The sequence below is a fragment of the Apibacter sp. ESL0432 genome, from assembly GCF_019469225.1.
Classification (GTDB): domain Bacteria; phylum Bacteroidota; class Bacteroidia; order Flavobacteriales; family Weeksellaceae; genus Apibacter.
Genome location: NZ_CP048266.1, coordinates 530,781 through 556,457, shown reverse-complemented (window position 1 = coordinate 556,457; position 25,677 = coordinate 530,781). Strand labels below are relative to the sequence as shown.

Genomic DNA, 25,677 nt, shown 5'->3' with positions numbered 1-25,677 from the left:
CAATAGGTTTGCTTCCTTTATTACACCATTTTATTATAAAAAATTATCTATACTTCAATAAGATATTTATAACAGGAATTAGTATGTTTCATTTCGGCCAAATGAGTAGGTAAACGGTCAAAACTGCTGATTTTTTGATCTCTCAACTTTAATTTACCTGTACTGATTTGTTGTAAAAGTTTCTCCCCATCAGTCATTAATTGAACCGTTTGTTTTTCCGATGCAAATCGGTGAAATGCTCCCAAAGCGATTTCATGTAAGGAAACACAAGTTGTAAATGGAGGTAAAGGATTAGTATCTAATCTCCCTTGTATGGCAACTATATGTCCATAATAGGCTGCTAGATCTAAAAGTTGAGAAGCATGATTTCCACTAACCGTGTCAAAAATAACATCAAAGTTACTTCCGGGTAGAGCCTCTTTTATTTCATTTTTCCAATCATCATTTTTATAGTCGACTGCTTTACTAACTCCCATCTTATAAAATTCGTTATGATGTTGGAGATCGGCAGTTATATAAACCTTAGCTCCTGCATTCAGAATTAATTGGGTAAGAAAATATCCTACCGATCCTCCTGCTCCACTTATTAGTACATTTTTATTACGTATATCCGGAATTTTCTGCATAGCCTGCCAGGCGGTTAAAGAGGGACAAGGAAATGCTGCAGCTGCATAATCACTAAGTTTTTCAGGAATATGCATAATGCGGTTCCCTTTAAGAATTGTATGAGTGGAAAAACTGCCTGCTTGGGTAAGATCAGAATGATAACATAGTCTTGCTCCGATTTGTATACGCTTCATTTTCTTTCCTGTTTTAATAACAATACCGGCACCATCTACTCCGGGAATCTGATCTTTTACCCATGAAGGATTGCCGGATGATATCAGTTTCCAATCAACCGGATTAAGTCCTATGACAGTATTTTTAATGAGTACTTCATCATCTTCAACTTCTCTGATTTTATATTCTTTACAAATTAAATCTTCCGGTTCTCCTCTATGCTGCCAACACCAAGCTTTTGAATATATTTCGTTCATAATTATCGTCAAATTATATAGATTTATAAATGATATGTAAACTGCTCAACTCAAATTAAGATTTTATCGAAACCTACACTTTAATACTTTAAAGAATTTATTCTGCAAAAGGTCCGGATATTAGATTGGTAAGAACCCCTTTAGGATCATTTACTAGTGATTTATAACTGAAAAATATACTTCCTTTAACTTCTGGAAACTCACGATTATAATATACTTGCTCAACAAGTTCATTCGGATTTTTCCATTGATTGACTCTATAGGCCGCCATTCCTATATACAGTTTGGTGTCTGTTTCTTTAGCCATGCTGCTCCACCATTCCACTAAAGTGGCATAATCGGCAAGATTATGTCCTCGATGCCAATATAACTGAGGAGCTACATAGTTTAACCACCCTTTTCTCATCCAAAGTAAAACATCAGCGTACAAATCGTCATAATTTTGTAATGCTTTGGTTTTCGATCCTAAAGGATCATTATTTTGATTTCTCCAAACACCAAATGGGCTAATGCCAAATTCTATATCTTTATTTTTGGATTTAATGCTCTTATATAATTTTTGTACAAAAGTATTAATGTTGTCTCTTCTCCAATCTGCTTTACTGGCAAAAGTTACCCCATATTTAGTGTAAGCCGTAAAATCAGGATAATCGAGTTTACCTACTTTATAGGGATAAAAATAGTCATCCAAATGAATACCATCTACTTCATAGTTATTAACTACTTCCATAATGGACTGTATTACATAATCACGTACTTCCGGAAGACCCGGATTTAGATATAATTGATTGGCATATCTAACCACCCAATTGGGATGCTTGAATGCAATATTATCAGTAGCCAATGAGCTCCAATTGGCATTGGCTGCAGAAAGTCTAAAAGGATTAAACCAAGCGTGTATTTCTATATCTCTTTTATGTGCTTCTTTAACCATAAATTCAAGGGGATCGTATCCTGGATCAACTCCCTGTGTTCCTGACAAATATCCCGACCAGGGACTTAATTTAGATGGATATAATGCATCGGATGCGGGTTTTACCTGAACTATAATGGCATTCATTTTCCATTTTTTGACATTTTCCAATAAGGTTATAAATTCTTCTTTTTGTTGTTCAGCGGGTAAACCGAGTTTTGAAGGCCAATCTATATTTAAAAATGTAGCCACCCATACGGCCCTGAATTCTTTCGTATTTTTTTCGTCATTCTCTTCTTCTACAGGCTCATTGGTACCGGCAAAAATTAATGTTAATGATAAAAAATGTGCTACAATCAAAAATAATTTTTTGCTTTTCATTTATTTTATTATTTATTACTTAGAGAATTCATTCAATTTATTTATAAATTTTTTTTAGAGTGTTTTTGAAAATTAAGATTCACTTTCAAAAATTTCAGCTCTTGATATAAGATCTTCAGGCAAGGTTTTCTTAGCTTTTGCACCCATTTTTTTTAAATTATGTATTTGAGACACAAGATTACCTCGCCCTTCTACCAGCTTGTTCATAGCGTTTCCATATTCATTTTTGGCCTCATCCAATTTTTTTCCTATACGCAACAAATCTTGTAGAAATCCTTCAAATTTATCGTATAAATTACCGGCAGTTTTAGCTATTTCATATGCATTCCTTTGTTGCTTTTGATTATTCCACATACTATCAATAGTTTTCAAGGTTGCTAAAAGAGTAGACGGAGTAACTATAACAATATTTTCTTCGAAGGCTTTAGTATATAAAGAAGATTCATAATTTAAAGCTAAAGAAAATGCCGTTTCAATGGGGATGAAAAGTAATATAAAATCTAATGAATTTTCTGCATATAACCCCTGGTAATTTTTCGATGAAAGTTGATTAACATGTTTTTTAATAGAATTTATATGATCTTTTAAATGAAGTTTTTTTTCTTCTTCATTATCATTGTTTATGTAACGTTCATAGGCTATTAAAGAAACTTTGGAATCTATAATCATCTTTTTATTATCAGGAAGATATATGATTACATCGGGAATATACCGTTTTCCATCTTCAGAACATAAGCGTTCTTGTATAAAATATTCTCTTCCTTTTTCTAATCCCGATTTTTCTAAAACTCTTTCTAAAACTAATTCTCCCCAATTTCCTTGAATTTTTGTATCTCCTTTAAGAGCTTTAGTGAGATTTTCAGCCTCCTTAGAGATTCTTAAATTTTGGTTTTGTAAATAATGTAATTGTTCTTTTAAAGATGCATAGATCCCTATATTTTCTTTTTGGCTTTCTTCCACTCTCTTTTCAAAAACGGAAATTTTCTCTTGTAAGGGATCTAAAAGTGTTTTTATATTATACCTGTTTTGTTCTGTAAATTTTACAGTTTTTTGTTCCAGTATTTTACTTGCTATTATCTCAAATTCTTTCCTAAAATTATCTTGAATTTCTTCAATCTCCAATTTTTGCTCTTTATTTTTATGCATTAGGTTTTCAAAATCGGCATCTTTACGAGCTAATTCAAGCAATAATTGTTCTCTTTCCTTTTTTATTTTTTCCTTTTCAAACAACTCTTTTTCTTTTAGTTCTTCACTTTTACTTAAACCGGCATGTAAAACTTTTATCTTTTCATTTAAAAGAATTTTTTCGGAATTAATGGATGAATCTTTAATTTTTTTTCCGATATATATTCCTATTAATAAAAAAATGATACTAAATAGTAAAACCAAAAATATTTCAATCATAAATATAAGAGTACAAAATAGGATGTTTGAAAAATCAAGTTCTACTTACGTTTTAAATATTATTTTTTACTTCGTAAGTTTTCTGTATAAAATTTGAGAAAATAGGGAATGGTTTCAATTCCTTTATAAAAGTTAAATAAACCATAGTGTTCATTAGGAGAATGAATAGCATCACTATCCAATCCAAATCCCATTAAAACGGATTTTGCTCCCAATAATTCTTCAAATAGAGAAACAATGGGAATACTCCCCCCGGTTCTGTAGGGTAAAACTTCTTTATTAAAGGTTTTTTCCATAGCCAGTTTAGCTGCTTTATATCCGGGATCTGAGGATGGTAAAACGTATGCATTACCTCCGTGATGAGGGGTGACTTTTACTTTAACACTTTCCGGAGCAATGGATAAAAAATGTTTTGTAAACAATTCAGTTATTTCCTCAGGATTTTGGTCAGGAACTAACCTCATGGATATTTTAGCATAAGCTTTTGATGGAATAACAGTTTTAGCTCCTTCTCCTGTATAACCTCCCCAAATACCATTTACATCTAAGGTAGGTCGTATAGATGTTCTCTCTAACGAGTTATATCCTTTTTCCCCTTGCGTCCCTTTTAAACCGATTGATTTTTTAAACTCTTCTTCATCAAAAGGAATTTTATTTAATTCTGCCCGATCTTCAGGAGATATTTCTATTACCTTATCATAGAATCCTTTAACAGTAATTTTGCCGTCTTTATCAATTAACGAAGCGATCATATCAGAAAGCACGTTAATAGGATTAGGAACTGCACCACCATATAAACCGGAGTGTAAATCTCGATTAGGCCCTTCTACTTCAACTTCTACATAACTTAGACCTCTTAATCCGGTTGTAACGGTCGGAACTTGATTTGAAAAAATATGTGTGTCTGATATCAATATAACATCACATGAAAGTTTGCTCAATTTTTCTTTTAAAAAATTCCCTAAATTGACTGAACCTATTTCTTCTTCTCCTTCAATAATTAATTTTACATTACATGGTAAAGTATTTGTTTTAATAAGAGACTCAATAGCCTTTACATGCATAAAGAATTGACCTTTATCATCAGCAGATCCTCGAGCATAAATTGCACCTTCCGGATGTATGTTTGATTTTCTTATTACAGGATCGAAAGGATCAGTTTCCCAAAGATTCAAGGGATCTGCAGGTTGTACATCGTAATGACCATAAATTAAAACTGTTGGTAAATCGGAGCTAATAATTTTATCGGCATAAACTACCGGATTCCCTTGTGTTTTACATATTTCAACATTCTCAAATCCGGATTCTTTTAAATTATTAGAAATACTATTGGCACATTTTATTATGTCATTAGCATATGCAGAATCCGCGCTAATAGATGGGATTCGTAATAAATCAAATAATTCGTCTAAATATCTTTGTTTATTTTCTATTTGGTATTGAAAAGCTTTATCCATTTATTTATTATTATAGTAACAAATATATAAATAAAAAAACCGCTTCCAGGATAGTTTTTGAAATTAATAAATAAGAAGATGGTAATAAACAGGTAAAAAGAAGGTTATCAAAAAAAACAACCCAAAACAAAACAAAAAAAGCCTTGTATAATCCTATACAAAGCTTTCTTTTTTAAAAAACCGGCGGCTACCTACTCTCCCGCGTTTGCAGTACCATCAGCGCAAGTAGGCTTAACTTCTGTGTTCGAAATGGGAACAGGTGAGCCCTACCGCTATAACCACCCTAAATATCTTAATGGGATTTTATATAAATTTTTAAACTCTTACGGCCAATTGTATTAACTTTTATTTTTTTATTTTGGACGAAATCTCCGGGTAATTAGTACTACTCGGCTATGACATCACTGCCTTTACACCTGTAGCCTATCAACGTGGTATTCTCCCACGACCCTATATCGAATTCTTATCTTGTGGCGAGTTTCGCACTTATATGCTTTCAGTGCTTATCTCTTCCAAACTTAGCTACTCAGCGGTGAACCTGGCGGCACAACTGATACACCAGAGGTTTGTTCAACTCGGTCCTCTCGTACTAGAGTCAACTCCACGCAAAATTCTACGCCCGCAATAGATAGAGACCGAACTGTCTCACGACGTTCTGAACCCAGCTCGCGTGCCACTTTAATGGGCGAACAGCCCAACCCTTGGGACCTTCTCCAGCCCCAGGATGTGACGAGCCGACATCGAGGTGCCGAACCTCCCCGTCGATGTGAGCTCTTGGGGGAGACTAGCCTGTTATCCCCGGAGTACCTTTTATCCTATGAGCGATGGCCCTTCCATACGGAACCACCGGATCACTATGTCCTGCTTTCGCACCTGCTCGACTTGTCGGTCTTGCAGTCAAGCACCCTTATGCCATTACACTCTGCGCACGGTTGCCAAGCGTGCTGAGGGTACCTTTGAAAGCCTCCGTTACTCTTTTGGAGGCGACCACCCCAGTCAAACTACCCACCACGCAATGTCCTTCAATTCAGAAGTTAGGCTCCAGATAAATAAAGGGTGGTATTTCAACGTCAACTCCTCGACTCCTGGCGAAGCCGATTCTCAGTTTCCCACCTATCCTACACATCATTTACCCGAAGTCAATACGAAGCTATAGTAAAGGTTCACAGGGTCTTTTCGTCCCATTGCGGGTAATCGGCATCTTCACCGATACTACAATTTCACCGAGCTCATGGTTGAGACAGTGCCCAGATCGTTACACCATTCGTGCAGGTCGGAACTTACCCGACAAGGAATTTCGCTACCTTAGGACCGTTATAGTTACGGCCGCCGTTTACTGGGGCTTCAGTCAAAGGCTTCGCTTACGCTAACCTCCTTCCTTAACCTTCCAGCACCGGGCAGGTGTCAGACCCTATACGTCATCTTGCGATTTTGCAGAGTCCTGTGTTTTTGATAAACAGTCGCCTGGGCCTTTTCACTGCGGCTCCCTTTTTACGGGGAGCGACCTTTCTCCCGAAGTTACAGGTCTATTTTGCCTAGTTCCTTAACCATGATTCACTCGAGCGCCTTAGGATACTCTCCTCATCCACCTGTGTCGGTTTTGGTACGGGCGCTGTAAACTTGCCTTAGAAGTTTTTCTTGAGAGCTCTTACCTACACTATCCATTCCACCGTAGCTTCCTGGTACTTTCACTTTCGGCATCAGCAACGCATTTTACTATTGCTGATTTACCTACATGCTTTAACGTACTATTCCGTCAGTACGCGGTAGTGTCATTACTCTGTCACTCCATCGAATTTACAGCCGGTATCGGAATATTAACCGATTTCCCATCGATTACTCCTCTCGGATTCACCTTAGGTCCCGACTTACCCTCAGCTGATTAGCATAGCTGAGGAAACCTTGGATTTACGGCGTGAAGGTTTCTCACCTTCATTATCGTTACTTATGCCTACATTTTCTTTTCTATACGCTCCACAATAAGTCACCTTACTGATTCTGCGCATATAGAATGCTCCCCTACCGAAATTTTCATTTCGCATAGCTTCGGTAGTATACTTATGCCCGAGTATTATCCATGCCAAACCGCTCGACTAGTGAGCTGTTACGCACTCTTTAAATGAATGGCTGCTTCCAAGCCAACATCCTAGCTGTCTGGGCAGTCTGACCTCGTTTGTTCAACTTAGTATACATTTCGGGACCTTAGCTGTTGCTCTGGGTTCTTTCCCTCTCGGACATGGACCTTAGCACCCATGCCCTCACTGCTAAGAAACATATAATAGCATTCGGAGTTTGTCAGGATTTGGTAGGCGGTGAAACCCCCGCATCCAATCAGTAGCTCTACCTCTAGTATACTCTTTCTTAACGCTGCACCTAAATGCATTTCGGGGAGTACGAGCTATCTCCCAGTTTGATTAGCCTTTCACCCCTATCCACAGGTCATCCGAAGACTTTTCAACGTCAACCGGTTCGGTCCTCCACTTTGTGTTACCAAAGCTTCAACCTGCCCATGGATAGATCACAAGGTTTCGCGTCTAATCCCACTAACTAAACGCCCTATTCAGACTCGCTTTCGCTGCGGCTCCGTAGCTGAACTACTTAACCTCGCTAGTGAAATTAACTCGTAGGCTCATTATGCAAAAGGCACGCCGTCACATCTTACGATGCTCCGACCGCTTGTAGGCGTATGGTTTCAGGGTCTCTTTCATCTTTCTTTTCGAAATACTTTTCACCTTTCCCTCACGGTACTTGTTCGCTATCGGTCTTCAAGGAGTATTTAGCCTTGGAGGATGGTCCCCCCATGTTCAGACAGGATTTCACGTGTCCCGCCCTACTCTTTTTCATACATAATCAGATTTTACTTACAGGACTTTCACCTTCTTCGGTTGTTCTTTCCAAAACATTCTGCTATCTAATTACATACTTTTGGGCTCTTCCGATTTCGCTCGCCACTACTCTCGGAATCTCGGTTGATTTCTTTTCCTCTTCCTACTTAGATGTTTCAGTTCGGAAGGTTTGCCTTCCCTTGCGGGAATACTATACTCTTGTATAGTGGGTTGCCCCATTCAGACATCTGCGGATCACTTCGTGTGTGCCAATCCCCGCAGCTTTTCGCAGCTTACCACGTCTTTCTTCGCCTCTTGAAGCCTAGGCATCCGCCATACGCCCTTAACGATTTCTTTTCCTTAGCCAATTATATTGGCCGCTCGGTTTATTTTTTTATATAAAATCCCAATAATGTCAATGATCCGTATATAACACTGGTTCTTTTTACTACTTCTTTCTTTCGTTTTTAGAACCTTGTGGAGAATAAGGGAGTCGAACCCTTGACCTCCTGCGTGCAAGGCAGGCGCTCTAGCCAGCTGAGCTAATTCCCCTTGTTTCCCTTTGTAGTCTCAGGCAGACTCGAACTGCCGACCTCTACATTATCAGTGTAGCGCTCTAACCGGCTGAGCTATGAGACTGATTGATTTTTATTTTCCTCGTTGCTCCTTTTACTCTTCTTCTTATGTCTTACCTTTTCCTTACAGGGGCTTTTCAGGGGTGTTATATATCTTGTGTTTTTTCAACTTTTTACTTACTTGTATTTTTTTCTTACCTTTCTTCATTATTTTTCCCTCTTTTCTTTTTTTAAGTAGGAAACACCTGGAAGTTGTCAGCTTCTTTTGGGGTTTTTATTCCTTGTTTTGACTTTTTGCTCTAAAAAAGAGATGTTCCAGCCGCACCTTCCGGTACGGCTACCTTGTTACGACTTAGCCCCAGTCACTAGTTTTACCCTAGGCAGCTCCTTTTACGGTCACCGACTTCAGGTACCCCCAGCTTCCATGGCTTGACGGGCGGTGTGTACAAGGCCCGGGAACGTATTCACCGCAGCATGGCTGATCTGCGATTACTAGCGATTCCAGCTTCATAGAGTCGAGTTGCAGACTCCAATCCGAACTGAGACCGGCTTTTGAGATTCGCATCTGGTTGCCCAGTAGCTGCCCTCTGTACCGGCCATTGTAGCACGTGTGTGGCCCAGGGCGTAAGGGCCGTGATGATTTGACGTCATCCCCACCTTCCTCGCGGTTTGCACCGGCAGTCTCATTAGAGTTCCCGACTTTAATCGCTGGCAACTAATGATAAGGGTTGCGCTCGTTATAGGACTTAACCTGACACCTCACGGCACGAGCTGACGACAACCATGCAGCACCTTGAAAATTGTCCGTAGAAATACTTATTTCTAAGTACGTCAATTCCCATTTAAGCCCTGGTAAGGTTCCTCGCGTATCATCGAATTAAACCACATGCTCCACCGCTTGTGCGGGCCCCCGTCAATTCCTTTGAGTTTCAACCTTGCGGTCGTACTCCCCAGGTGGGATACTTATTACTTTCGCTTAGTCACTGAGGTTTAACCCCCAACAACGAGTATCCATCGTTTACGGCGTGGACTACCAGGGTATCTAATCCTGTTCGCTCCCCACGCTTTCGTCCATCAGCGTCAATCGGTATTTAGTAACCTGCCTTCGCAATCGGGGTTCTGTGTAATATCTATGCATTTCACCGCTACACTACACATTCCAGCTACTTCAATACTATTCAAGATTAACAGTATCAACGGCAGTTCTACAGTTAAGCTGCAGGTTTTCACCGCTGACTTATCAACCCGCCTACGGACCCTTTAAACCCAATAAATCCGGATAACGCTCGCATCCTCCGTATTACCGCGGCTGCTGGCACGGAGTTAGCCGATGCTTATTCGTATGGTACCTTCAGAACATTACACGTAATGTGGTTTATTCCCATACAAAAGAAGTTTAAAACCCATAGGGCTGTCGTCCTTCACGCGGGATGGCTGGATCAGGCTCTCACCCATTGTCCAATATTCCTCACTGCTGCCTCCCGTAGGAGTCTGGTCCGTGTCTCAGTTCCAGTGTGGGGGTTCACCCTCTCAGGCCCCCTAAGGATCATCGTCTTGGTAAGCCGTTACCTTACCAACTAACTAATCCTACGCATGCCTATCTGTATCCGATTAATCTTTTAATATCTGCCAATGCTGACTGATATGTTATCCGGTATTAATCCGGGTTTCCCCGGGCTATCCCAGTGATACAGGTAAGTTGCATACGCGTTACGCACCCGTACGCCGGTCTCTCTTGAAGCAAGCTCCAAAATACCCCTCGGCTTGCATGTGTTAGGCCTCCCGCTAGCGTTCATCCTGAGCCAGGATCAAACTCTCCATTGTAATTTCTTTGTTATTATCAATTTCAAGGCTTTTTCCCTAACTCAAAAGAATCTCTTTTCTTCCAGGTTGTGTTTTGCTACTTTTTATCTTTCGTAAGCTTTGTTTAAAAAACTTTTTATTTCAACGATCTTTTGCGCTACTCAGGTCCCTCATCTTCTGTTTTTCTCTTTCGTTGTTCCTGACTTGCGGGTGCAAAGATAGCTACTTTTTCTTTCCCCGCAAGTTTTTTTTTAATCTTTTTTTAATCTTTTTTACCTACCAAACCATAATATGCTGCATATCACCTATTTAACCTCAAAAAAAATTTTTAATTTTTTTTAATTCTTTTTTTAACGCTCCAGATACTTGTTATTATATAGTCATTAACAAAGATTATTATAGACTATCTTTGTACTAACTAATAAATGTAAATAACTATATATATATTAAATATGGCTAAGGCTAAAACTACTTTTTTTTGTCAAAATTGCGGAACTCAATATTCTCAATGGCTGGGTCAATGCAAAGTATGCGGAGAATGGAACACTATTGTAGAAGAAGTTATTGAAAAAAGTTCTGCAAATTCTATTTCTTCCCTTAGTTCCTCTTCTTCTAAAAATAAAATATATAAGATTCACGAAATTGAAACTACGGATGAATATCGTATTCTTTCTAATGACTCTGAACTGGATCATTTATTAGGTGGCGGTATTGTTCCCGGTAGTGTTATTTTGATTGGAGGCGAACCCGGCATCGGTAAATCTACTTTGTTGTTGCAAATTTCTTTACAAATACCCAGAAAAGTATTATATGTTTCAGGAGAGGAAAGCAGTAATCAAATTAAAATGAGATCTGACCGTCTGGATATTTCTAATTCTGAATGCTATATTTTAACGGAAACTTCAACTCAAAAGATTTTGAAGAAAGCTCATGAGCTTCAACCGGAGTTGTTAGTGATTGATTCCATTCAAACTCTACATTCCTCTTATATAGAATCTTCTCCGGGAAGTATATCTCAAATTAGAGAATGCGCTTCCGAATTAATTAAATATGCTAAGGAAACTTCTACTCCTGTATTTTTAATTGGACATATTACTAAGGAGGGTTCTATAGCCGGTCCTAAAATTTTGGAGCATATGGTAGATGTCGTTCTTCAGTTTGAAGGGGACAAAAATTATGTTTACCGACTTTTACGTGCAAATAAAAATAGATATGGTTCTACTTCTGAACTTGGAATTTATGAAATGTTCTCTTCCGGATTGAAACAGGTAAAAAATCCGTCTGAAATTTTAGTATCTAAAAAAGATGAAAGTTTATCGGGAAATGCTATTGCGGTTACTTTGGAAGGATTACGCCCTATGTTGGTTGAAATTCAAGCATTGGTATCAACGGCTGTTTATGGAACACCTCAACGGGTGACAACGGGTTTTGACGTCAAACGATTAAATATGTTATTAGCTGTTTTGGAAAAGCGTGCGGGTTTTCATTTGGGAACTAAGGATGTGTTTTTAAATGTTACCGGAGGTATTCGTGTTGATGATCCTGCTATTGACTTAGCTGTTATTTGTGCTATTTTGTCTTCTAATGAGGATATTTCTTTACCGGATAATTGTTTATTCGCCGGTGAAATTGGTTTAAGTGGTGAAATCAGACCTGTAAATCGTATTGAACAGCGAATCATTGAGGCTGAAAAATTGGGTTATGATGTCATTTTCATTTCTAAGTATAATAAAATTGATCGCAAGAAATATAATATTAGGGTTGAAATGGTTTCTAAGGTTGAGGATGTTTATAAGTTATTATTCTAATTAATTGTATGTAAATTTATCTTTCTTCGTATGGTGTAAACTTTTGCAGTCAATATATTTTTATTATACTAATAAGTGATATTTGGCATTTGTTATCTATTACACATTATACTTTTATTTTTCAAATTAACGAAAATTAAGGTCGGTTTTGTGCTTACAAATAATGTTTAAATTTTTGCTAATTTATTGTTAAACGTAATGTTTAAATTATACTTTTAGTTTTAATTTTTTTATATTTGTTCCACTACCTTCAGAATATTATACTATGAAAAATAACAAATCTAAATATTCCACTATAATTATTACTGATAAAAATTCACTGGAAACAAAAATTTTTTCTGTTAAGAATAAGCATATAAGAAATATTTTTCTGTACAAAAAGATTTTACTTTTATCAATTTTTACTATTTTTTGTTTAGTTGCGGGATTGGTTAGTTACATAAGTTATGTGTATTACCAAAAACAAGATTTACATGTTAAAATTGCTGACCTTGAAAGTAAGTTGGATACTAAAAAATTAAATGATATGATTATCAATCTTAACGAAGCTGAAAAATCTTTATTAAAGATTGAGAGATACCTTAAAGATCGTCAAGTTAAAACGCTCCCTACTTCCGCCTCTAATTATAATGTTGATAATGTGGGGGGAGAGTATTATCCTGTTAATGATTCTAACTTAAATTTAATTGAAAATAAAAAAAAGAGAATTTCCGATATATATAAAAAGATTCAATTCATTCCTATCGGCTTACCTCACGTTGGAAGGATTACTTCTAATTTTGGTGTGAGAGGAAATCCAATGAAAAAAGGTAAAGGATCCGAGTTTCATCCGGGTTTGGATATAGCGGGAACTATTGGTGATCCTATTCATGCTACTGCGAATGGTGTTGTTACCTTTGCCAGTGTTAGAGGAGGATATGGCAATTGTGTAATGATAAAGCACCATTTCGGTTATGAAACATTATACGGTCACATGTCTAAAATATTGGTTAAAGAAGGACAGGTTGTCAATGCCGGAGATGTTATTGGTGAATTAGGAAGTACCGGCCGTTCTACCGGACCTCATGTTCATTATGAAATTATTTTAAATAAAGAAAAAGAAAATCCAAATAATTATTTGCATGTAAACTAAATATGAAATAAATTTAACTACTATATAAAATAAACTAACTATGTTCAATAAAAAAAAAGGAGCTGCTCTTAATTTATCTACAGAAAACATTACTACTATTATTGCGGAGGATTGTAAAATCGAAGGAAATATAGAATGTAAGGAATTTATTAGAATTGATGGTCAAACGTTAGGAAATGTCAATAGCACTTGTGGACTTGTTGTTGGTCAGAAAGGAAGCGTTAAAGGAGATATCAGGACTAAAGAACTTATTGTATATGGCCAAATTGACGGCGATATTTTTGTTGATAATCTTAGTTTGAAAAACTCGGGATCTATTATAGGAAATATGCAGGTAAAAAGTTTTCAAGTTGAAAATGGTGCCTTATATAAAGGCACCGTTAGTATGGATCAAAATAATTCTACTCCTGTTAATAAAAAAGAAAATAATTCTCAAATTGTAGTATAAATTCTATTACTGAAATATATACAATATTTTAGGTATTCAGGGTCTTGGATCTCCAATTTTATAAGCACTTCCTAAGGAAGAATTTTTAGATATGTATATGGTTAACCAACGATATAAAGTATTTAATCTATTACCTATGGAAACTAAAGAAATTAAGTGGATGGATGACCAAATAATCCATGCCGGTAATCCTTTTAAAAATAAGGTAGGATGAATCAGATCGGCTACGGCTTTATTTCTTCCGATAACTGCCATAGACCCTCTATCTTTATAACTGAATGGTAAAGGTTGATAGTTGTCTTGGGTAAGTTGTTTTTTTAAATTATTTGCCAAATTTTTTCCTTGTTGTATTGCTACTTGGGCTAATTGCGGATGTCCTGCAGGAAAATTAGGATCGGTAGTCATTATACAGGTATCTCCTATTGCATATATATTTGAAAATCCTTGAATTTTATTATACGCGTCAACTTGCATACGTCTACCTCTTCCATACACTTCTTTGGGTATACCTTCAAAAATTCTTGAAGTTACTCCCGCTGTCCAGATTATGGTTTTTGTTTCAATTTTATCTCCGTTAGAAAAATATATGGTGTTTTCATCACAATCTTTTACTTGTGTATTTACCAGTATTTTAACTCCTAATTTATCTAAGGCGTGATAAGCTTCTTTGTGAGATTTTTCGCTCATAGGTCCCAATAATACAGGGCTTCCTTCTACCAAATAAACTTGAATTTGGTCTTTTAAATCTTTATAATCAACATTTTCAATATAATTGATAATTTCGCGAATAACTCCGGCTATTTCAACTCCGGCAGGTCCTCCTCCGGTGATGACGATGGATAATAATCTTTTCTTTTCTACTAAATCAGTTTCTCTACTTGCGGCTTCTAACCTTTCTAAAAGTATATTTCTAAGTAACAAAGCATCATTTAAGGTTTTCATTGGAAAGGCATATTTCTCTAAATTTTCCATTCCGAAATAGTTACTTTGCGTTCCCGTTGCTAAAATCAAAATATCATAATCTAATTCTCCATTAGATAAGACAACTTTGTTTTCATCGGATTTGATTTCAATTAATTCTCCTAATCTGAATTTAACATTTTTTTTATGTCTTATAAATCTACGGAAAGGATAGCTGATAGCTGCAGGATCTAAAATACTTGAACTTACTTGATATATTAATGGTGGAAAAAAATTATAGTTGTTTTTGTCGACTAAGGTAATTTCAAAATTAGGATCATTGGACAATCTGGTGATTATATTAATCCCAGCAAAACCTCCACCTATTAATACGATTTTTTTCATAATTTGCACTAAAAAATTAATTTAACATATTGATGCAAACACATTTATTTCTTAAGAACACAAAAATGTATAGCATACATTTTATCAAAGTTACTGTTTTTTTGTAAAGTTATATAAACTTTTAATAAAAATTTAATGTTATCTTTGAATTTATTTTCAAAAATCATGATTCAAATAGAAGATACGATAATTTCTTTAGATGTATTACAGAAACAATTTGTTTGTAATCTTAGTAAATGCAAAGGGATATGTTGTGTGGAAGGAGATTCAGGTGCTCCACTCGATGAAGAAGAATTACCGATTCTTGAAGACATATATGAGCAAGTATCGCCTTATCTTAGAGAGGAAGGAAGAAAGGCTATTGAATTGGAAGGTAAATATACAACCGACCTTGATGATGATTATGTTACTCCGTTAATAGAGGGTAGAGAATGTGCTTATGTAATCTATGATGAAAATCAAGCTGCGAAATGCGCCATTGAAAAGGCTTACGAAGACGGTAAAATTGATTTTAAAAAACCTATTTCCTGTCATCTGTATCCGGTTCGTCTTCAAAAATTACGAAAATATGTTGCGGTAAATTATGATGAATGGTATATATGCAAGGATGCGTGTACTTTAGGAAAAGAACTTAATGTTAAAGTTTTCGAATTTTTAAAAGAACCTTTAATTAGAAAATTCGGTGAAAATTGGTACCATCAGTTGATAGAAGCTGAGAAACTTTTAGAAATAAGTAAATAATTTAGTTTTATTTTTCCTGCAACATATCTATGGTTTTTTGTATTTGTGTGTCATTTGCCGTAATTGCATAATAGTAAGCAATTTTTCCTTGTTGATCTATTACCATATAGCGTGGAATCCAATTTAATTCTATATATTCTGTAAAAGGATTTTTCCAACCAGTTGAAAACCAATAATTATCACCCGTATTTAATTCATACTTAGTGATACCGTTTTTCCAAGAATCGTAATTTTTGTCTAATGACAGATAAATAAAATCTACATTATTATTTTTTTGCTTAAGAGCCCGTGAATCGGACATTCCCACTATGCAATCTTTACACCAAGATGCCCAAAATTTCAGGATGGTAACTTTACCTTTGTGTTTATTTAGTACGGATTGCATCGTTGTTTCTTTATTATCCGTATCAACTACAAGTTGCTTTAAGGCTTCTTCAGAAAATTCAGTTTTGGAAATTAATGGAACTTGTTGACTATAACTTAATGTTGCCATTAAAGTGATAAATAGTCCTGTTAAAATTTTTTTCATTATTATATTTTTTCAAATCTGAAATTTTCTCCTAAATATACTTGACGAACTATCGGATCATTTGCTAATTCTTCGGGATATCCTTCCTTTAATATATTTCCTTCGAACATAACATAAGTTCTATGAGTGATAGCCAGAGTTTGCTGAACGTTATGGTCTGTTATTAAAATTCCTATGTTTTTATTTACCAAAGAACGCACGACTTTTTGAATATCTTCAACGGCAATAGGGTCAACTCCTGCAAAAGGTTCGTCCAGTAAAATAAATTTAGGATCTGTAGCCAGACATCGGGCAATTTCACAACGACGTCTTTCTCCTCCCGACAATAAATCTCCTCGGTTCTTACGAACGTGTTCTAAACCAAATTCTTCTATTAAAGAATCGGCTTTTATTTTTCTTTCTTTCTTCGAAAGCTTAGTCATCTCCAACACTCCCACAATATTATCTTCTACGGATAATTTCCTGAATATGGAAGCTTCTTGAGCCAAATACCCGATTCCTTTTTGTGCTCTTTTATACATAGCATCTTTGGTTATGTTAATCTTATCCAAAAATACATTTCCTTGAGTAGGCTTGATTAAGCCTACAATCATATAAAAAGAAGTGGTTTTTCCGGCTCCATTAGGCCCTAACAATCCTACTATTTCTCCTTGTTTTACATTTAATGAAACATCTTTAACTACTCGTTTGTTTCCGTATGTTTTTATTAAATGTTCTCCTCGTAATATCATAATATCAAAAGTAATTAAATTACTACGTTTTTTTCTATTACTCAATAAAATTTTTACAAATTATTTTTTTAAAGTTATTCTAAAAGTAGTCCCTTTATTAATTTCGGTATTTTGAACGAAAATTTTACCGTAGTGATAATCTTCAATAATTCGCCTGGCCAGAGACAAGCCTAGTCCCCACCCTCTTTTTTTGGTTGTAAATCCGGGTTTGAATATTTTTTTCACATTTTTTGATTCAATGCCAGATCCTTCATCGGAAATATCTATAAAAATATTTTTTTTGTTATCGTGGATTTGCAATTTAATTTTTCCTTCTCCTTTCATGGCATCTGCTGAATTTTTAATGAGATTTTCGATAACCCAACTATATAAGATGTTATTTAAAGAAACATATACAGGATACTCAGGTGCTTGAAATTCAAACCCGATTTGTTTGGACATTCTTCTTTTCAAATACATAAATGCTTGTTCCGATATTTCCACGATATCTTCTTTTTTTAGTGAAGGAGTTGATCCTATTTTAGAAAATCTGTCGGTAATATTTTGCAGTCTGTGTACATCTTTTTCAATATTTATTATCGGTTTTTGATCAATTTCTTCTGTTTTTAATATTTCCAGCCATCCCATGATGGATGAAAGCGGCGTACCGATTTGATGTGCGGTTTCCTTAGCCATTCCAGCCCATAGTAAACTTTGCTCTGTTTTTTTTACGGTTTTAAAATACCAATAGGTAAACCATACAAACAATGTGACTAATATAATTAGTACAAAGGGATAATAACCTAGCTGTGTCAACAGAACCGAGTTTTTATAATATACGTATTGATTTCCAAAAGGAAGTTTGATTAAAATGGGATAGTAGGATTCTGCCATTTCGTGCAATTCTTCCTTTAATTTTAAAGAATCTGAAATAATTTTTTTACTTACATTTTTAGAATCAATGTAATTTCCTTTTTCATCTACTAAAATTACGGGTATGGTAGTGTTTTGCTCGATAAGCTGCACTAAAAAAAATTGAGTTTTAGGAGGAATGTCTGTTTCCGTGTTTAATAATTCCAACGTTTTGGCATAATTTGAAATTTTTACGGATTCTTCTTCTTTTAATTCTTCAACTTTGCTGTTAGAAAAGATTATAATAAACAGAGCTACTATAAGCGCCAATATATACCCAAACCAATTCCGTAATCTAACATTTTTAAAAAAGCTCATTTTCCGAATTTTATGAATTCATATATCAACGTATTTATGCAAACAAAAATTATTTGATTAAAACGGATAGTCGATAGCAAAATTAACTTGAGGTTTCAACAGATTGATATATTTAAAATACCATCGGTCATTTTCATCTCTTCTTGGATCATGAAATCGATAAGCAAAATCAAAGCGAATGATAAAGTTACTTATATCCCAACGGATCCCCCATCCTCCTCCAATTCCCAGTTCTTTATAGAAGGAATTAAATTCAAATTTATTCAGGGAATTATTATTAATTCCCCAAACATTTCCTGCATCTACAAATAAAGCTCCTTCGAACCCTTTACTTGGTAAAGGAAACCTGTATTCTACCTGAGTCAACAATTTAAAATTATCGATCGCTATTAGTTCATAGCCGTCTTTTCCTCCTAATTTTGATGATCCCGGACCAAAACCAAAGGATTTCCAGGCTCGAACATCACTCGGTCCACCCACAGAGTAGCTTCGGTCAAAAGGCATACTAAAGGAATTTCCATAAGGTATTCCTATTCCGGTAAAAAGTCTCGCATTAAACGATTTTTTTCCGGAAAAAATCCAAAATTTCCTTAGATCTAAATCGAATTTCACATATTGTGAATAGGGAACTCCAAATATTTGTTTTATAGTTTTATTATTGGAAGTTGTGAAATCTTTGAGTGTTTTGTTAAATAAAGATTCCAGATTACCGGCTAATTCCACTTGTGCTTTTAAATAAAATGGATGTTTACCCGGAAAATATCCTAATCGTTGATCGTAGGTAAAATCATATTTAAAAGAGGAGATTAATACATTCTGTGTGAAACGATAACGACGAAATTCCATTAAGTCGTAATCGTTAGCTAAACTTAAATGCGTAGATCTTAAATAATCTTGAAAGTCTATATTATTCTGGATTTGAAACAGCAAATCATTGTCATTATGGTTTTTATCATATTCCTCTTTGGCGGAAGGATACTGTTGAAAATATAAATTGTAAACATTATTTCTTACTTTACTGTCTTGTGTATATATGTTGAAATAATTATTAGGATTTAAAAACTGTGTATATTGTAGATTCCATAATGTAATTTGGTGAACGGTAGTTCGGGTGGGATTGAAATTATAAAGTAATCCGGCATTATAACTTCTTTTATCCAAACCTATGTTATATTGTGCATTATATCCTAAAGAAATTGCCGATGAAGGCCCCCAGGCTTTAGGAATTAATCTTTTAGCGTTGAAAGGCAAAATAAGCTTAGGAAAGGATAAACTGGCCTGCGCTGATAGTTCCGATGCATTAAAAATCTTACTGTTATTTTTTTTCGTTTTAATATTTCCTAAAGATCCTCCAAAACTGACACTTAAATTTTCTGCTCCCCCAAAAAGATTTTTTACCGTAAAGGTAAGATTGGGAGTTATACCGAAATTAACAACACCTGAATTAAACGCTTCAAATCCTAATTCATAAGAATATTTATCCATGGGAGAAAGGATGATATTGGATATTAAGGTGGAATCAGAGTCTTTTTCAGGAACTGTATTAAACCCGAGGATGTTAAAATTATTTACTTTATATATATTTCGTCGAGTACGAGTCTCAGAGCTTAAATTATATGAATGCCCTTTTTCAATGGCTAACATATCTGCCAATACTCTGTTTTTATATTTATTTCCTAAATGGTTAACAATAAAAGCAATGGTATCGTTAACCATCATTTTTGTTTTCTTTCCGTCAACCCGTCTTACTATTTTTTTGGTAGTTACATAGAAACTTGAGTCTATAGTGTTTTTACTAGTATCTCTATTTTCGTTATCTAAAAGTGAAATGTTTATTTTATTGTATTTAAATCTTTTGAATTTATGTACTAAAGTATCTTTCTTAAGAGTATCCGATCTAGTAGAATCGGTAACAGCTGCGGTAGTGGTAGAACTTCCTATTTGGCTTTTCTTGATTGATAATCTGACCGAAACATCATATACATTATTAGCCGTATCTACATAGTAAATAACTTCATCTTTAAGATCATTAAAACGATAATATCCCATATTTTTAAAACGGTTTTCCAAACGGGATATCTCATTCTCAATTACATAAGCATCTAATCGATCTCCTTTTTTAACATAGGAACCTCTACTGAATAGGTTGTATATAAATTCGTCTTTTGAAAGTTCATAAGTTTGAGACTTTTTTTTCTTCGCCTGTCTTGTTCGTTTTAAATAATGAGCATATAAATCATCTTTTATTTCATCGGCAATATCATAGGTGATCGTATCCATAATCATAGGACGCCCTAATTTTATAGAATACTGCACATGAGCTTTTTTACCGGAAGTAATTACACTGTCTCTTACAATGGACTTACGCCACCCTCTGTTTTTAAAATATTGTTGTATGTTTTTTGAAGAAGTTTTAGATATTAAGGTATCAACTAATACAGGGGCTTCTCCATTATTATAAAAAAAGCGATCGAACCATCTGGATTTGCCAACATAATTTTTTAAGTTATATTTTACATATAGAGAATCCAGTAATTTTTGATTTCTTTGTTTTTGACTAACGGAATAGTATTCTGCGTAGACGGAATCGAATGTAGGATTTGAGAAATCATACAGCCACAACCCTAATGGAATTATGAATAGTATTTTTTTATTAGATTTTTGCTTTACATAACTGTCCAGTTCATCCTCAAATGGTTTCTTGTATTCGTTGATAATTTCTTTGCCTTTTTTATTCAAAAAGGGATTACCGTATGCATCCAAATAGGGTTTTCCTTTTTTATCTACATATTTATATTTATTATCAATAAATAAATGTCCATTTTTAGGTACTTTATTTGTTCTACATGAAAAAATGAGAAACAGTTGAACAAAAATCAATATTTTTACTATAATATTGTATCCTAATTTCATTTTATGTTGTCTGCAAGTAAAATTAAACTTATTCAGTCGCTTTCAAAAAAAAAGTATAGACAAAAATATAACTTATTTGTTGTTGAGGGTATAAAAAGCATTAAAGAATTCTGCTTTTCGCAGTTTTCTGTAAAAAACATTTTCAGTACGGTTCCCATTTCTTTTTTAGATGAAAATCAATATCAGATGATCAGTTTCGAAGAATTAAAAAAGATTAGTTTTCTAACTACCCCTCACGATGCATTAGCAGTATTAGAAATACCTCAAAACTCAAATAATTCATATAGTGGAATACAATTAGTATTGGATGAAATACAAGATCCGGGAAATCTGGGAACGATTATACGTCTTGCAGACTGGTATGGGATTAAACAGATTTTGTGCAGTAAAGGAACTACTGATGCCTATAATCCCAAAGCAGTTCAATCTGCAATGGGATCGTTAAGCAGAGTAAACGTTGTATATACAGACATCGCTGAAATATTGACTAATTCCAACATACCGGTTATGGGTACAGATATGAAAGGTGAAAATTTATATACTACGGATTTACCCGAAAATTTTTATGTGGTTATGGGTAATGAAGGAAATGGCGTTTCAGATGAAATAAAATCTCTGTGTACACATACTCTAACAATCCCCAGATTCGGCTTAGAACAAAAAACAGAAAGTTTAAATGTCGCCATGTCTACCGGAATAATTTTAAGTGAATTCTACTCGAGAGCTGCAAAATTAAATGGGAATATAAAATGAAATGGAATTCGTATATATCTAAAAAATATCGTAACAATACGGACATATTAAATGAAATAATCGAAAATTTTGATTCTTTAGGTGAGATTATATTTCAAGAACGGAACACTTTACGTAAAATACCTCATCCTGTACTGGGAAACTTAGCGGTAAAATCTTTTAAAAAGCCTCATCTTCTCAATCAACTTGTTTATGCTAATTTTAGAAAATCTAAAGCCCATCGTTCTTATTTTCATGCTGAAATTTTAACTTCTAAGGGTATAAATACACCGGAACCGATTGGTTTTTTTGAAGAGATTCATAATTTTAAAATCAAAAGATCTTTTTATTTTTCAAAGTATTCTGAGTACGATTTTACTTTTAGGGAACTCATTGAAAAAAGAAATAGTTTTGATGATTGGGAATTAATACTGAAAGAATTTGTTTCATTTGTTTTTTCTATTCATGAAAATCATATCTTATTTAAAGACCTTTCACCGGGAAATGTACTCATAAAAAATGATCAAGAAAAAAACGTATATTTATTTTCTTTAATCGATTTAAATCGGATGAGTTTTCAATCTTTATCTTTAGATCAAAGGCTTCAAAATTTTATTAGATTATCCTTAACGGATGAAATGATCCCTATCATTGCAAAAGAATATGCCAAATACAGCCATGAAAATGTTAAATTTATCAGGGAACAATTGCTTAAAAAAAATAATAAATTCATTGAAAAGAAGGAAAGAAAGAAAAAGATAAAGAAACTGTTGGGCAAAAATGTTTAGCATCTTTTAGTCCCGTTTTTATTTAAATTAACTTTACTATTAAAAATTTCAAAGATTTAATTTTAAAACTTTTTCATATTTACAAGTAAAAAAAGATATATTAATGAAAATATATACGAAAAGAGGTGATGACGGAACTACGGGTTTGTATGGAGGAAAACGTGTATCTAAGAATTCCATTCGCGTTCAATCCTATGGCGAAATAGATGAATTAAATTCTTATATCGGTTTGCTAAGAAGTTATGGTTCTCTTAAAAATATTGATGAACAATTAAAAATTATACAAAATTTACTATTTACTATAGGTGCTGAATTAGCTACTCCTTCAGATAAAATGTATTCTCCAAATGGAAAACCTAAAATATCTTGCTTACTTTCTGAAGAAAAAATAATTTTATTGGAGCAATGGATTGATGAAATAAGCGAAACCCTCCCTCCTTTAAAGCAATTTATTCTTCCGGCAGGAAATGTATCTTCTTCTACTGCACATGTTGCAAGAACCGTATGCAGAAGATCAGAAAGAACTATAGTCACCTTAGGTGAAATTGAAGATATAAGACCCATTATTCAAAAATTTATAAATCGTTTATCTGATTATTTGTTTGTTCTTGCACGATATTTTGCACATTTAGCAAATGAAATTGAAGAACCTTGGAATCCCAATGAATAAAGCATTACTTTTTTTAAACGGAAAAAAACCTACAATTTTACCTGAAAATTTAGATTCATATTCCATTATTACGTGTACAGACGGGGCGTACAGCAGATATGCAAAAAATTTACCTTTTACAATTAATTATATTTCAGGAGATCTGGATAGTGTACAAGTATCGACTATCCCGACGTCTATTCCAATTATTGAAACACCGGATCAAAACAAAACTGATTTTCATAAGGCTTTAGAATTATTGCTAGATAAAGGTATACATGATGTGGATGTTTACGGTGGCAGCGGAAGAGAAAGCGATCATTTCATTGGAAATTTATCTACAGCACTTTTTTTTAAAAATAAACTCCGCATTACATTTTACGATGATTATTCAAAATTCTTTTTCTCGGGTAAATCAACTAAAATTAACGGTGCAAAAGGTAAAACCATTTCCTTAATCCCTTTTTTTGAGGCTAAAAATATTTGTACGAAAGGTTTACAATATCCCTTATCTAACGAAACTCTTATATTTCCGCAACGATTAGGTACGCGCAATGTGGCTGTAGAAAATGAAGTTGTTATAACCTACGGTGAGGGCGAACTGTTGATCTACATCAGCCGCTAAACTTTTTTGCTAAAAAAATTAGTTAAGTCATTAGGTTTTAACGATATAGATGCTTGAAATAACATCTAATGGTTAAATAATTAACGATTAATTAGTTAACCGTTATAATCATTATTAATGATTCTTTAAAAAGTTTATCTTTAATTTAAATAATAGAGATATCTTATTTAAAAAGGTTTTCCTCCCGACATTTGTTTTGCCATTGCTTGCATCATCATCCTTCCTTGCGGTGTTTGCATCATCTTCATCATTTTGCTCATCTGTTCAAATTGTTTTAACAGCTGATTGATATCCTGTATGGATCTACCGCTTCCTTTAGCTATTCTATTCTTTCGAGATGTAGTTATAATAGCCGGATTTCTTCTTTCTTCAGGAGTCATGGAATAAATTAAAGCTTCAATATGCTTGAAAGCATCGTCATCAATATTAATATCTTTTAATGCTTTACCTGCACCCGGTATCATTCCAAGCAAATCTTTCATATTTCCCATTTTCTTAATCTGCTTAATTTGATTAAGGAAATCGTCAAATCCGAATTGATTTTTCGCTATCTTTTTCTGTAATTTACGAGCTTCTTCTTCGTCAAATTGTTCTTGTGCTCTTTCTACTAATGATACCACATCTCCCATCCCTAAGATACGATCAGCCATACGCGAAGGATAGAAAATATCCAGCGCTTCCATTTTTTCTCCGGTGGAAATAAATTTAATTGGTTTTTCAACCACAGTACGTATAGTTAAAGCAGCACCTCCTCGGGTATCACCGTCTAATTTAGTTAATACTACCCCATCATAATTCAATACATCATTAAAAGCTTTGGCAGTATTTACCGCATCTTGTCCGGTCATGGAATCCACTACAAACAAAGTTTCATTTGGACTGACTTTTTGATGAACGTTTCTGATTTCATTCATCATACTTTCATCAATCGCCAAACGTCCTGCAGTATCAATTATAACAACATTAAATTTATTTTGTTTAGCATATTCTATGGCATGACCGGAAATATCAACCGGATTTTTACTTTCCGGTTCTGTGTATACTTCAACTCCAATTTGATCTCCTAAAACTTTTAATTGATCAATTGCAGCCGGACGATATACGTCACAGGCAACTAACAGAACTTTTTTTTGTTTTTTAGTTTTAAGATAATTAGCTAATTTTCCCGAAAAGGTGGTTTTACCGGAACCTTGTAAACCTGCAATTAAGATAACGGTAGGATTCCCCGATAAATTTACTCCAACATTCTCTCCTCCCATTAGATCGGCCAACTCATCATGTACAATCTTCACCATTAACTGACCCGGCGTAACGGAAGTAAGCACATTTTGACCTAAGGCTTTCTCCTGAATCCTTTTAGTCAAATCTTTGGCCACTTTATAACTAACGTCTGCATCCACTAAAGCTCTTCTAATTTCTTTAACGGTTTCAGCAACATTAATCTCCGTGATCTTTCCTCTCCCGCTGATGTTATGTAATGCCTTATCTAATTTATCTTGTAAATTCTGAAACATATTCGGTACTTATATACTATTATACTAACTGCAAAAATAGTAAAGTTTTACTTAATTTAAAAATATGTATTTCAGTAATTAGAAAGCCCCTTTCTTTGCTAAAAAAGTTTAAAAATGTATATTTGCTTTTATATAAAATTAAATAAAAAAGACATCGT

18 protein-coding genes, 2 tRNA genes and 3 rRNA genes are annotated in these 25,677 nt (G+C 34.5%); 8 read left to right on the top strand and 15 right to left on the bottom strand.

Annotation, left to right across the window (positions count from 1 at the left end):
• Positions 1–47 precede the first annotated feature (47 nt).
• The 9 genes from GYM73_RS02345 to GYM73_RS02305 all read right to left on the bottom strand — a co-directional run bounded on the left by GYM73_RS02345 (position 48) and on the right by GYM73_RS02305 (position 10,416).
• Positions 48–1,037: a zinc-binding dehydrogenase gene (locus tag GYM73_RS02345; protein ID WP_220234027.1), complete on the bottom strand. Its 990-nt coding sequence runs from the start codon at positions 1,035–1,037 to the stop codon at positions 48–50.
• Positions 1,038–1,134: 97 nt separating this feature from the next.
• Positions 1,135–2,331, bottom strand: coding sequence for a glycoside hydrolase family 10 protein (locus GYM73_RS02340; protein ID WP_220234026.1), 1,197 nt, complete (start codon positions 2,329–2,331; stop codon positions 1,135–1,137).
• Positions 2,332–2,403: 72 nt separating this feature from the next.
• Entirely contained in the window at positions 2,404–3,735 is a 1,332-nt protein-coding gene (locus tag GYM73_RS02335) for a DNA recombination protein RmuC (protein ID WP_220234025.1), read from the bottom strand.
• 59 nt (positions 3,736–3,794) lie between these two features.
• The gene (locus tag GYM73_RS02330) at positions 3,795–5,192 is read right to left on the bottom strand and encodes a dipeptidase (RefSeq protein ID WP_220234024.1); all 1,398 of its coding nucleotides are present in this window, start codon (positions 5,190–5,192) and stop codon (positions 3,795–3,797) included.
• Between the two features lie 178 nt (positions 5,193–5,370).
• Positions 5,371–5,478: ribosomal RNA gene (gene rrf, locus GYM73_RS02325) — 5S ribosomal RNA — on the bottom strand.
• A 73-nt stretch (positions 5,479–5,551) separates the two neighbouring features.
• Positions 5,552–8,374 (bottom strand): 23S ribosomal RNA (locus GYM73_RS02320).
• A gap of 121 nt (positions 8,375–8,495) precedes the next feature.
• Positions 8,496–8,569 (bottom strand) — tRNA-Ala (locus GYM73_RS02315).
• 13 nt (positions 8,570–8,582) lie between these two features.
• Positions 8,583–8,656, bottom strand: a tRNA-Ile gene (locus tag GYM73_RS02310).
• Between the two features lie 239 nt (positions 8,657–8,895).
• Positions 8,896–10,416, bottom strand: a 16S ribosomal RNA gene (locus GYM73_RS02305).
• Together the 16S, 23S and 5S rRNA genes with 2 tRNA genes alongside form the textbook arrangement of a ribosomal RNA operon.
• A 431-nt stretch (positions 10,417–10,847) precedes the next feature.
• Here GYM73_RS02305 and radA point away from each other — a divergent pair.
• The 3 genes from radA (at position 10,848) to GYM73_RS02290 (ending at position 13,783) form a co-directional block, all read left to right on the top strand.
• Positions 10,848–12,203, top strand: a complete 1,356-nt coding sequence (gene radA / locus GYM73_RS02300) for a DNA repair protein RadA (RefSeq protein ID WP_220234023.1) — start codon at positions 10,848–10,850, stop codon at positions 12,201–12,203.
• 265 nt (positions 12,204–12,468) lie between these two features.
• A complete protein-coding gene (locus GYM73_RS09990) occupies positions 12,469–13,335 on the top strand; it encodes a M23 family metallopeptidase (RefSeq protein WP_160542592.1) in 867 nt (288 codons plus the stop codon).
• 40 nt (positions 13,336–13,375) lie between these two features.
• The gene (locus tag GYM73_RS02290) at positions 13,376–13,783 is read left to right on the top strand and encodes a polymer-forming cytoskeletal protein (protein ID WP_160557314.1); all 408 of its coding nucleotides are present in this window, start codon (positions 13,376–13,378) and stop codon (positions 13,781–13,783) included.
• 36 nt (positions 13,784–13,819) lie between these two features.
• Here the strand turns inward: GYM73_RS02290 and GYM73_RS02285 are convergent, their stop codons facing one another.
• Positions 13,820–15,088 (bottom strand): NAD(P)/FAD-dependent oxidoreductase, encoded by a 1,269-nt coding sequence (locus GYM73_RS02285; RefSeq protein WP_220234022.1) that lies wholly within the window; start codon positions 15,086–15,088, stop codon positions 13,820–13,822.
• A 165-nt stretch (positions 15,089–15,253) separates the two neighbouring features.
• On the opposite strand from GYM73_RS02285, the gene GYM73_RS02280 reads away from it, so the two are divergent.
• Positions 15,254–15,829: a DUF3109 family protein gene (locus GYM73_RS02280; RefSeq protein WP_220234021.1), complete on the top strand. Its 576-nt coding sequence runs from the start codon at positions 15,254–15,256 to the stop codon at positions 15,827–15,829.
• 7 nt (positions 15,830–15,836) lie between these two features.
• Here GYM73_RS02280 and GYM73_RS02275 read toward each other — a convergent pair whose 3' ends face one another.
• The 4 genes from GYM73_RS02275 to GYM73_RS02260 are packed head-to-tail and all read right to left on the bottom strand — an operon-like array spanning position 15,837 to position 21,211.
• A complete protein-coding gene (locus GYM73_RS02275; protein WP_220234020.1) occupies positions 15,837–16,358 on the bottom strand; it encodes a thioredoxin family protein in 522 nt (173 codons plus the stop codon).
• Positions 16,359–16,360: 2 nt separating this feature from the next.
• Positions 16,361–17,089, bottom strand: coding sequence for an LPS export ABC transporter ATP-binding protein (gene lptB, locus GYM73_RS02270; protein ID WP_105297198.1), 729 nt, complete (start codon positions 17,087–17,089; stop codon positions 16,361–16,363).
• Between the two features lie 60 nt (positions 17,090–17,149).
• Positions 17,150–18,298 carry a PAS domain-containing sensor histidine kinase gene (locus GYM73_RS02265; RefSeq protein ID WP_160566436.1) on the bottom strand — a complete coding sequence of 383 codons (1,149 nt, stop codon included), beginning with the start codon at positions 18,296–18,298 and terminating at the stop codon, positions 17,150–17,152.
• A 57-nt stretch (positions 18,299–18,355) separates the two neighbouring features.
• Positions 18,356–21,211: a BamA/TamA family outer membrane protein gene (locus tag GYM73_RS02260; protein WP_220234019.1), complete on the bottom strand. Its 2,856-nt coding sequence runs from the start codon at positions 21,209–21,211 to the stop codon at positions 18,356–18,358.
• A 3-nt stretch (positions 21,212–21,214) separates the two neighbouring features.
• Between GYM73_RS02260 and GYM73_RS02255 the strand changes: the two genes are divergently transcribed.
• The 4 genes from GYM73_RS02255 to GYM73_RS02240 all read left to right on the top strand — a co-directional run bounded on the left by GYM73_RS02255 (position 21,215) and on the right by GYM73_RS02240 (position 24,005).
• Positions 21,215–21,964 (top strand): RNA methyltransferase, encoded by a 750-nt coding sequence (locus GYM73_RS02255; protein ID WP_220234018.1) that lies wholly within the window; start codon positions 21,215–21,217, stop codon positions 21,962–21,964.
• Positions 21,961–22,731: a Kdo domain containing protein gene (locus tag GYM73_RS02250; RefSeq protein ID WP_220234017.1), complete on the top strand. Its 771-nt coding sequence runs from the start codon at positions 21,961–21,963 to the stop codon at positions 22,729–22,731. Before GYM73_RS02255 ends, GYM73_RS02250 begins: the two co-directional genes overlap by 4 nt.
• Positions 22,732–22,834: 103 nt before the next feature.
• A complete protein-coding gene (locus tag GYM73_RS02245) occupies positions 22,835–23,401 on the top strand; it encodes a cob(I)yrinic acid a,c-diamide adenosyltransferase (RefSeq protein WP_160542601.1) in 567 nt (188 codons plus the stop codon).
• Complete coding sequence (locus tag GYM73_RS02240; protein ID WP_220234016.1) at positions 23,394–24,005, top strand: thiamine diphosphokinase; 612 nt, start codon at positions 23,394–23,396, stop codon at positions 24,003–24,005. The genes GYM73_RS02245 and GYM73_RS02240 overlap by 8 nt, the downstream gene beginning before the upstream one ends.
• A 167-nt stretch (positions 24,006–24,172) precedes the next feature.
• Here GYM73_RS02240 and ffh read toward each other — a convergent pair whose 3' ends face one another.
• A complete protein-coding gene (gene ffh / locus GYM73_RS02235; RefSeq protein ID WP_220234015.1) occupies positions 24,173–25,519 on the bottom strand; it encodes a signal recognition particle protein in 1,347 nt (448 codons plus the stop codon).
• Between the last annotated feature and the right edge of the window lie 158 nt (positions 25,520–25,677).

What these genes read in the sequence shown, in the direction of transcription:
- GYM73_RS02255 (WP_220234018.1), top strand. Translation starts at nt 21,215, where the DNA reads ATGTTGTCTGCAAGTAAAATTAAACTTATTCAGTCGCTTTCAAAAAAA.
- GYM73_RS02330 (WP_220234024.1), bottom strand. Translation starts at nt 5,192, where the DNA reads ATGGATAAAGCTTTTCAATACCAAATAGAAAATAAACAAAGATATTTA.
- ffh (WP_220234015.1), bottom strand. Translation starts at nt 25,519, where the DNA reads ATGTTTCAGAATTTACAAGATAAATTAGATAAGGCATTACATAACATC.
- radA (WP_220234023.1), top strand. Translation starts at nt 10,848, where the DNA reads ATGGCTAAGGCTAAAACTACTTTTTTTTGTCAAAATTGCGGAACTCAA.
- GYM73_RS02285 (WP_220234022.1), bottom strand. Translation starts at nt 15,088, where the DNA reads ATGAAAAAAATCGTATTAATAGGTGGAGGTTTTGCTGGGATTAATATA.
- GYM73_RS02250 (WP_220234017.1), top strand. Translation starts at nt 21,961, where the DNA reads ATGAAATGGAATTCGTATATATCTAAAAAATATCGTAACAATACGGAC.
- GYM73_RS02265 (WP_160566436.1), bottom strand. Translation starts at nt 18,298, where the DNA reads ATGAGCTTTTTTAAAAATGTTAGATTACGGAATTGGTTTGGGTATATA.
- GYM73_RS02240 (WP_220234016.1), top strand. Translation starts at nt 23,394, where the DNA reads ATGAATAAAGCATTACTTTTTTTAAACGGAAAAAAACCTACAATTTTA.
- GYM73_RS02335 (WP_220234025.1), bottom strand. Translation starts at nt 3,735, where the DNA reads ATGATTGAAATATTTTTGGTTTTACTATTTAGTATCATTTTTTTATTA.
- GYM73_RS02245 (WP_160542601.1), top strand. Translation starts at nt 22,835, where the DNA reads ATGAAAATATATACGAAAAGAGGTGATGACGGAACTACGGGTTTGTAT.
- lptB (WP_105297198.1), bottom strand. Translation starts at nt 17,089, where the DNA reads ATGATATTACGAGGAGAACATTTAATAAAAACATACGGAAACAAACGA.
- GYM73_RS02275 (WP_220234020.1), bottom strand. Translation starts at nt 16,358, where the DNA reads ATGAAAAAAATTTTAACAGGACTATTTATCACTTTAATGGCAACATTA.
- GYM73_RS02340 (WP_220234026.1), bottom strand. Translation starts at nt 2,331, where the DNA reads ATGAAAAGCAAAAAATTATTTTTGATTGTAGCACATTTTTTATCATTA.
- GYM73_RS02280 (WP_220234021.1), top strand. Translation starts at nt 15,254, where the DNA reads ATGATTCAAATAGAAGATACGATAATTTCTTTAGATGTATTACAGAAA.
- GYM73_RS02260 (WP_220234019.1), bottom strand. Translation starts at nt 21,211, where the DNA reads ATGAAATTAGGATACAATATTATAGTAAAAATATTGATTTTTGTTCAA.
- GYM73_RS02345 (WP_220234027.1), bottom strand. Translation starts at nt 1,037, where the DNA reads ATGAACGAAATATATTCAAAAGCTTGGTGTTGGCAGCATAGAGGAGAA.
- GYM73_RS02290 (WP_160557314.1), top strand. Translation starts at nt 13,376, where the DNA reads ATGTTCAATAAAAAAAAAGGAGCTGCTCTTAATTTATCTACAGAAAAC.
- GYM73_RS09990 (WP_160542592.1), top strand. Translation starts at nt 12,469, where the DNA reads ATGAAAAATAACAAATCTAAATATTCCACTATAATTATTACTGATAAA.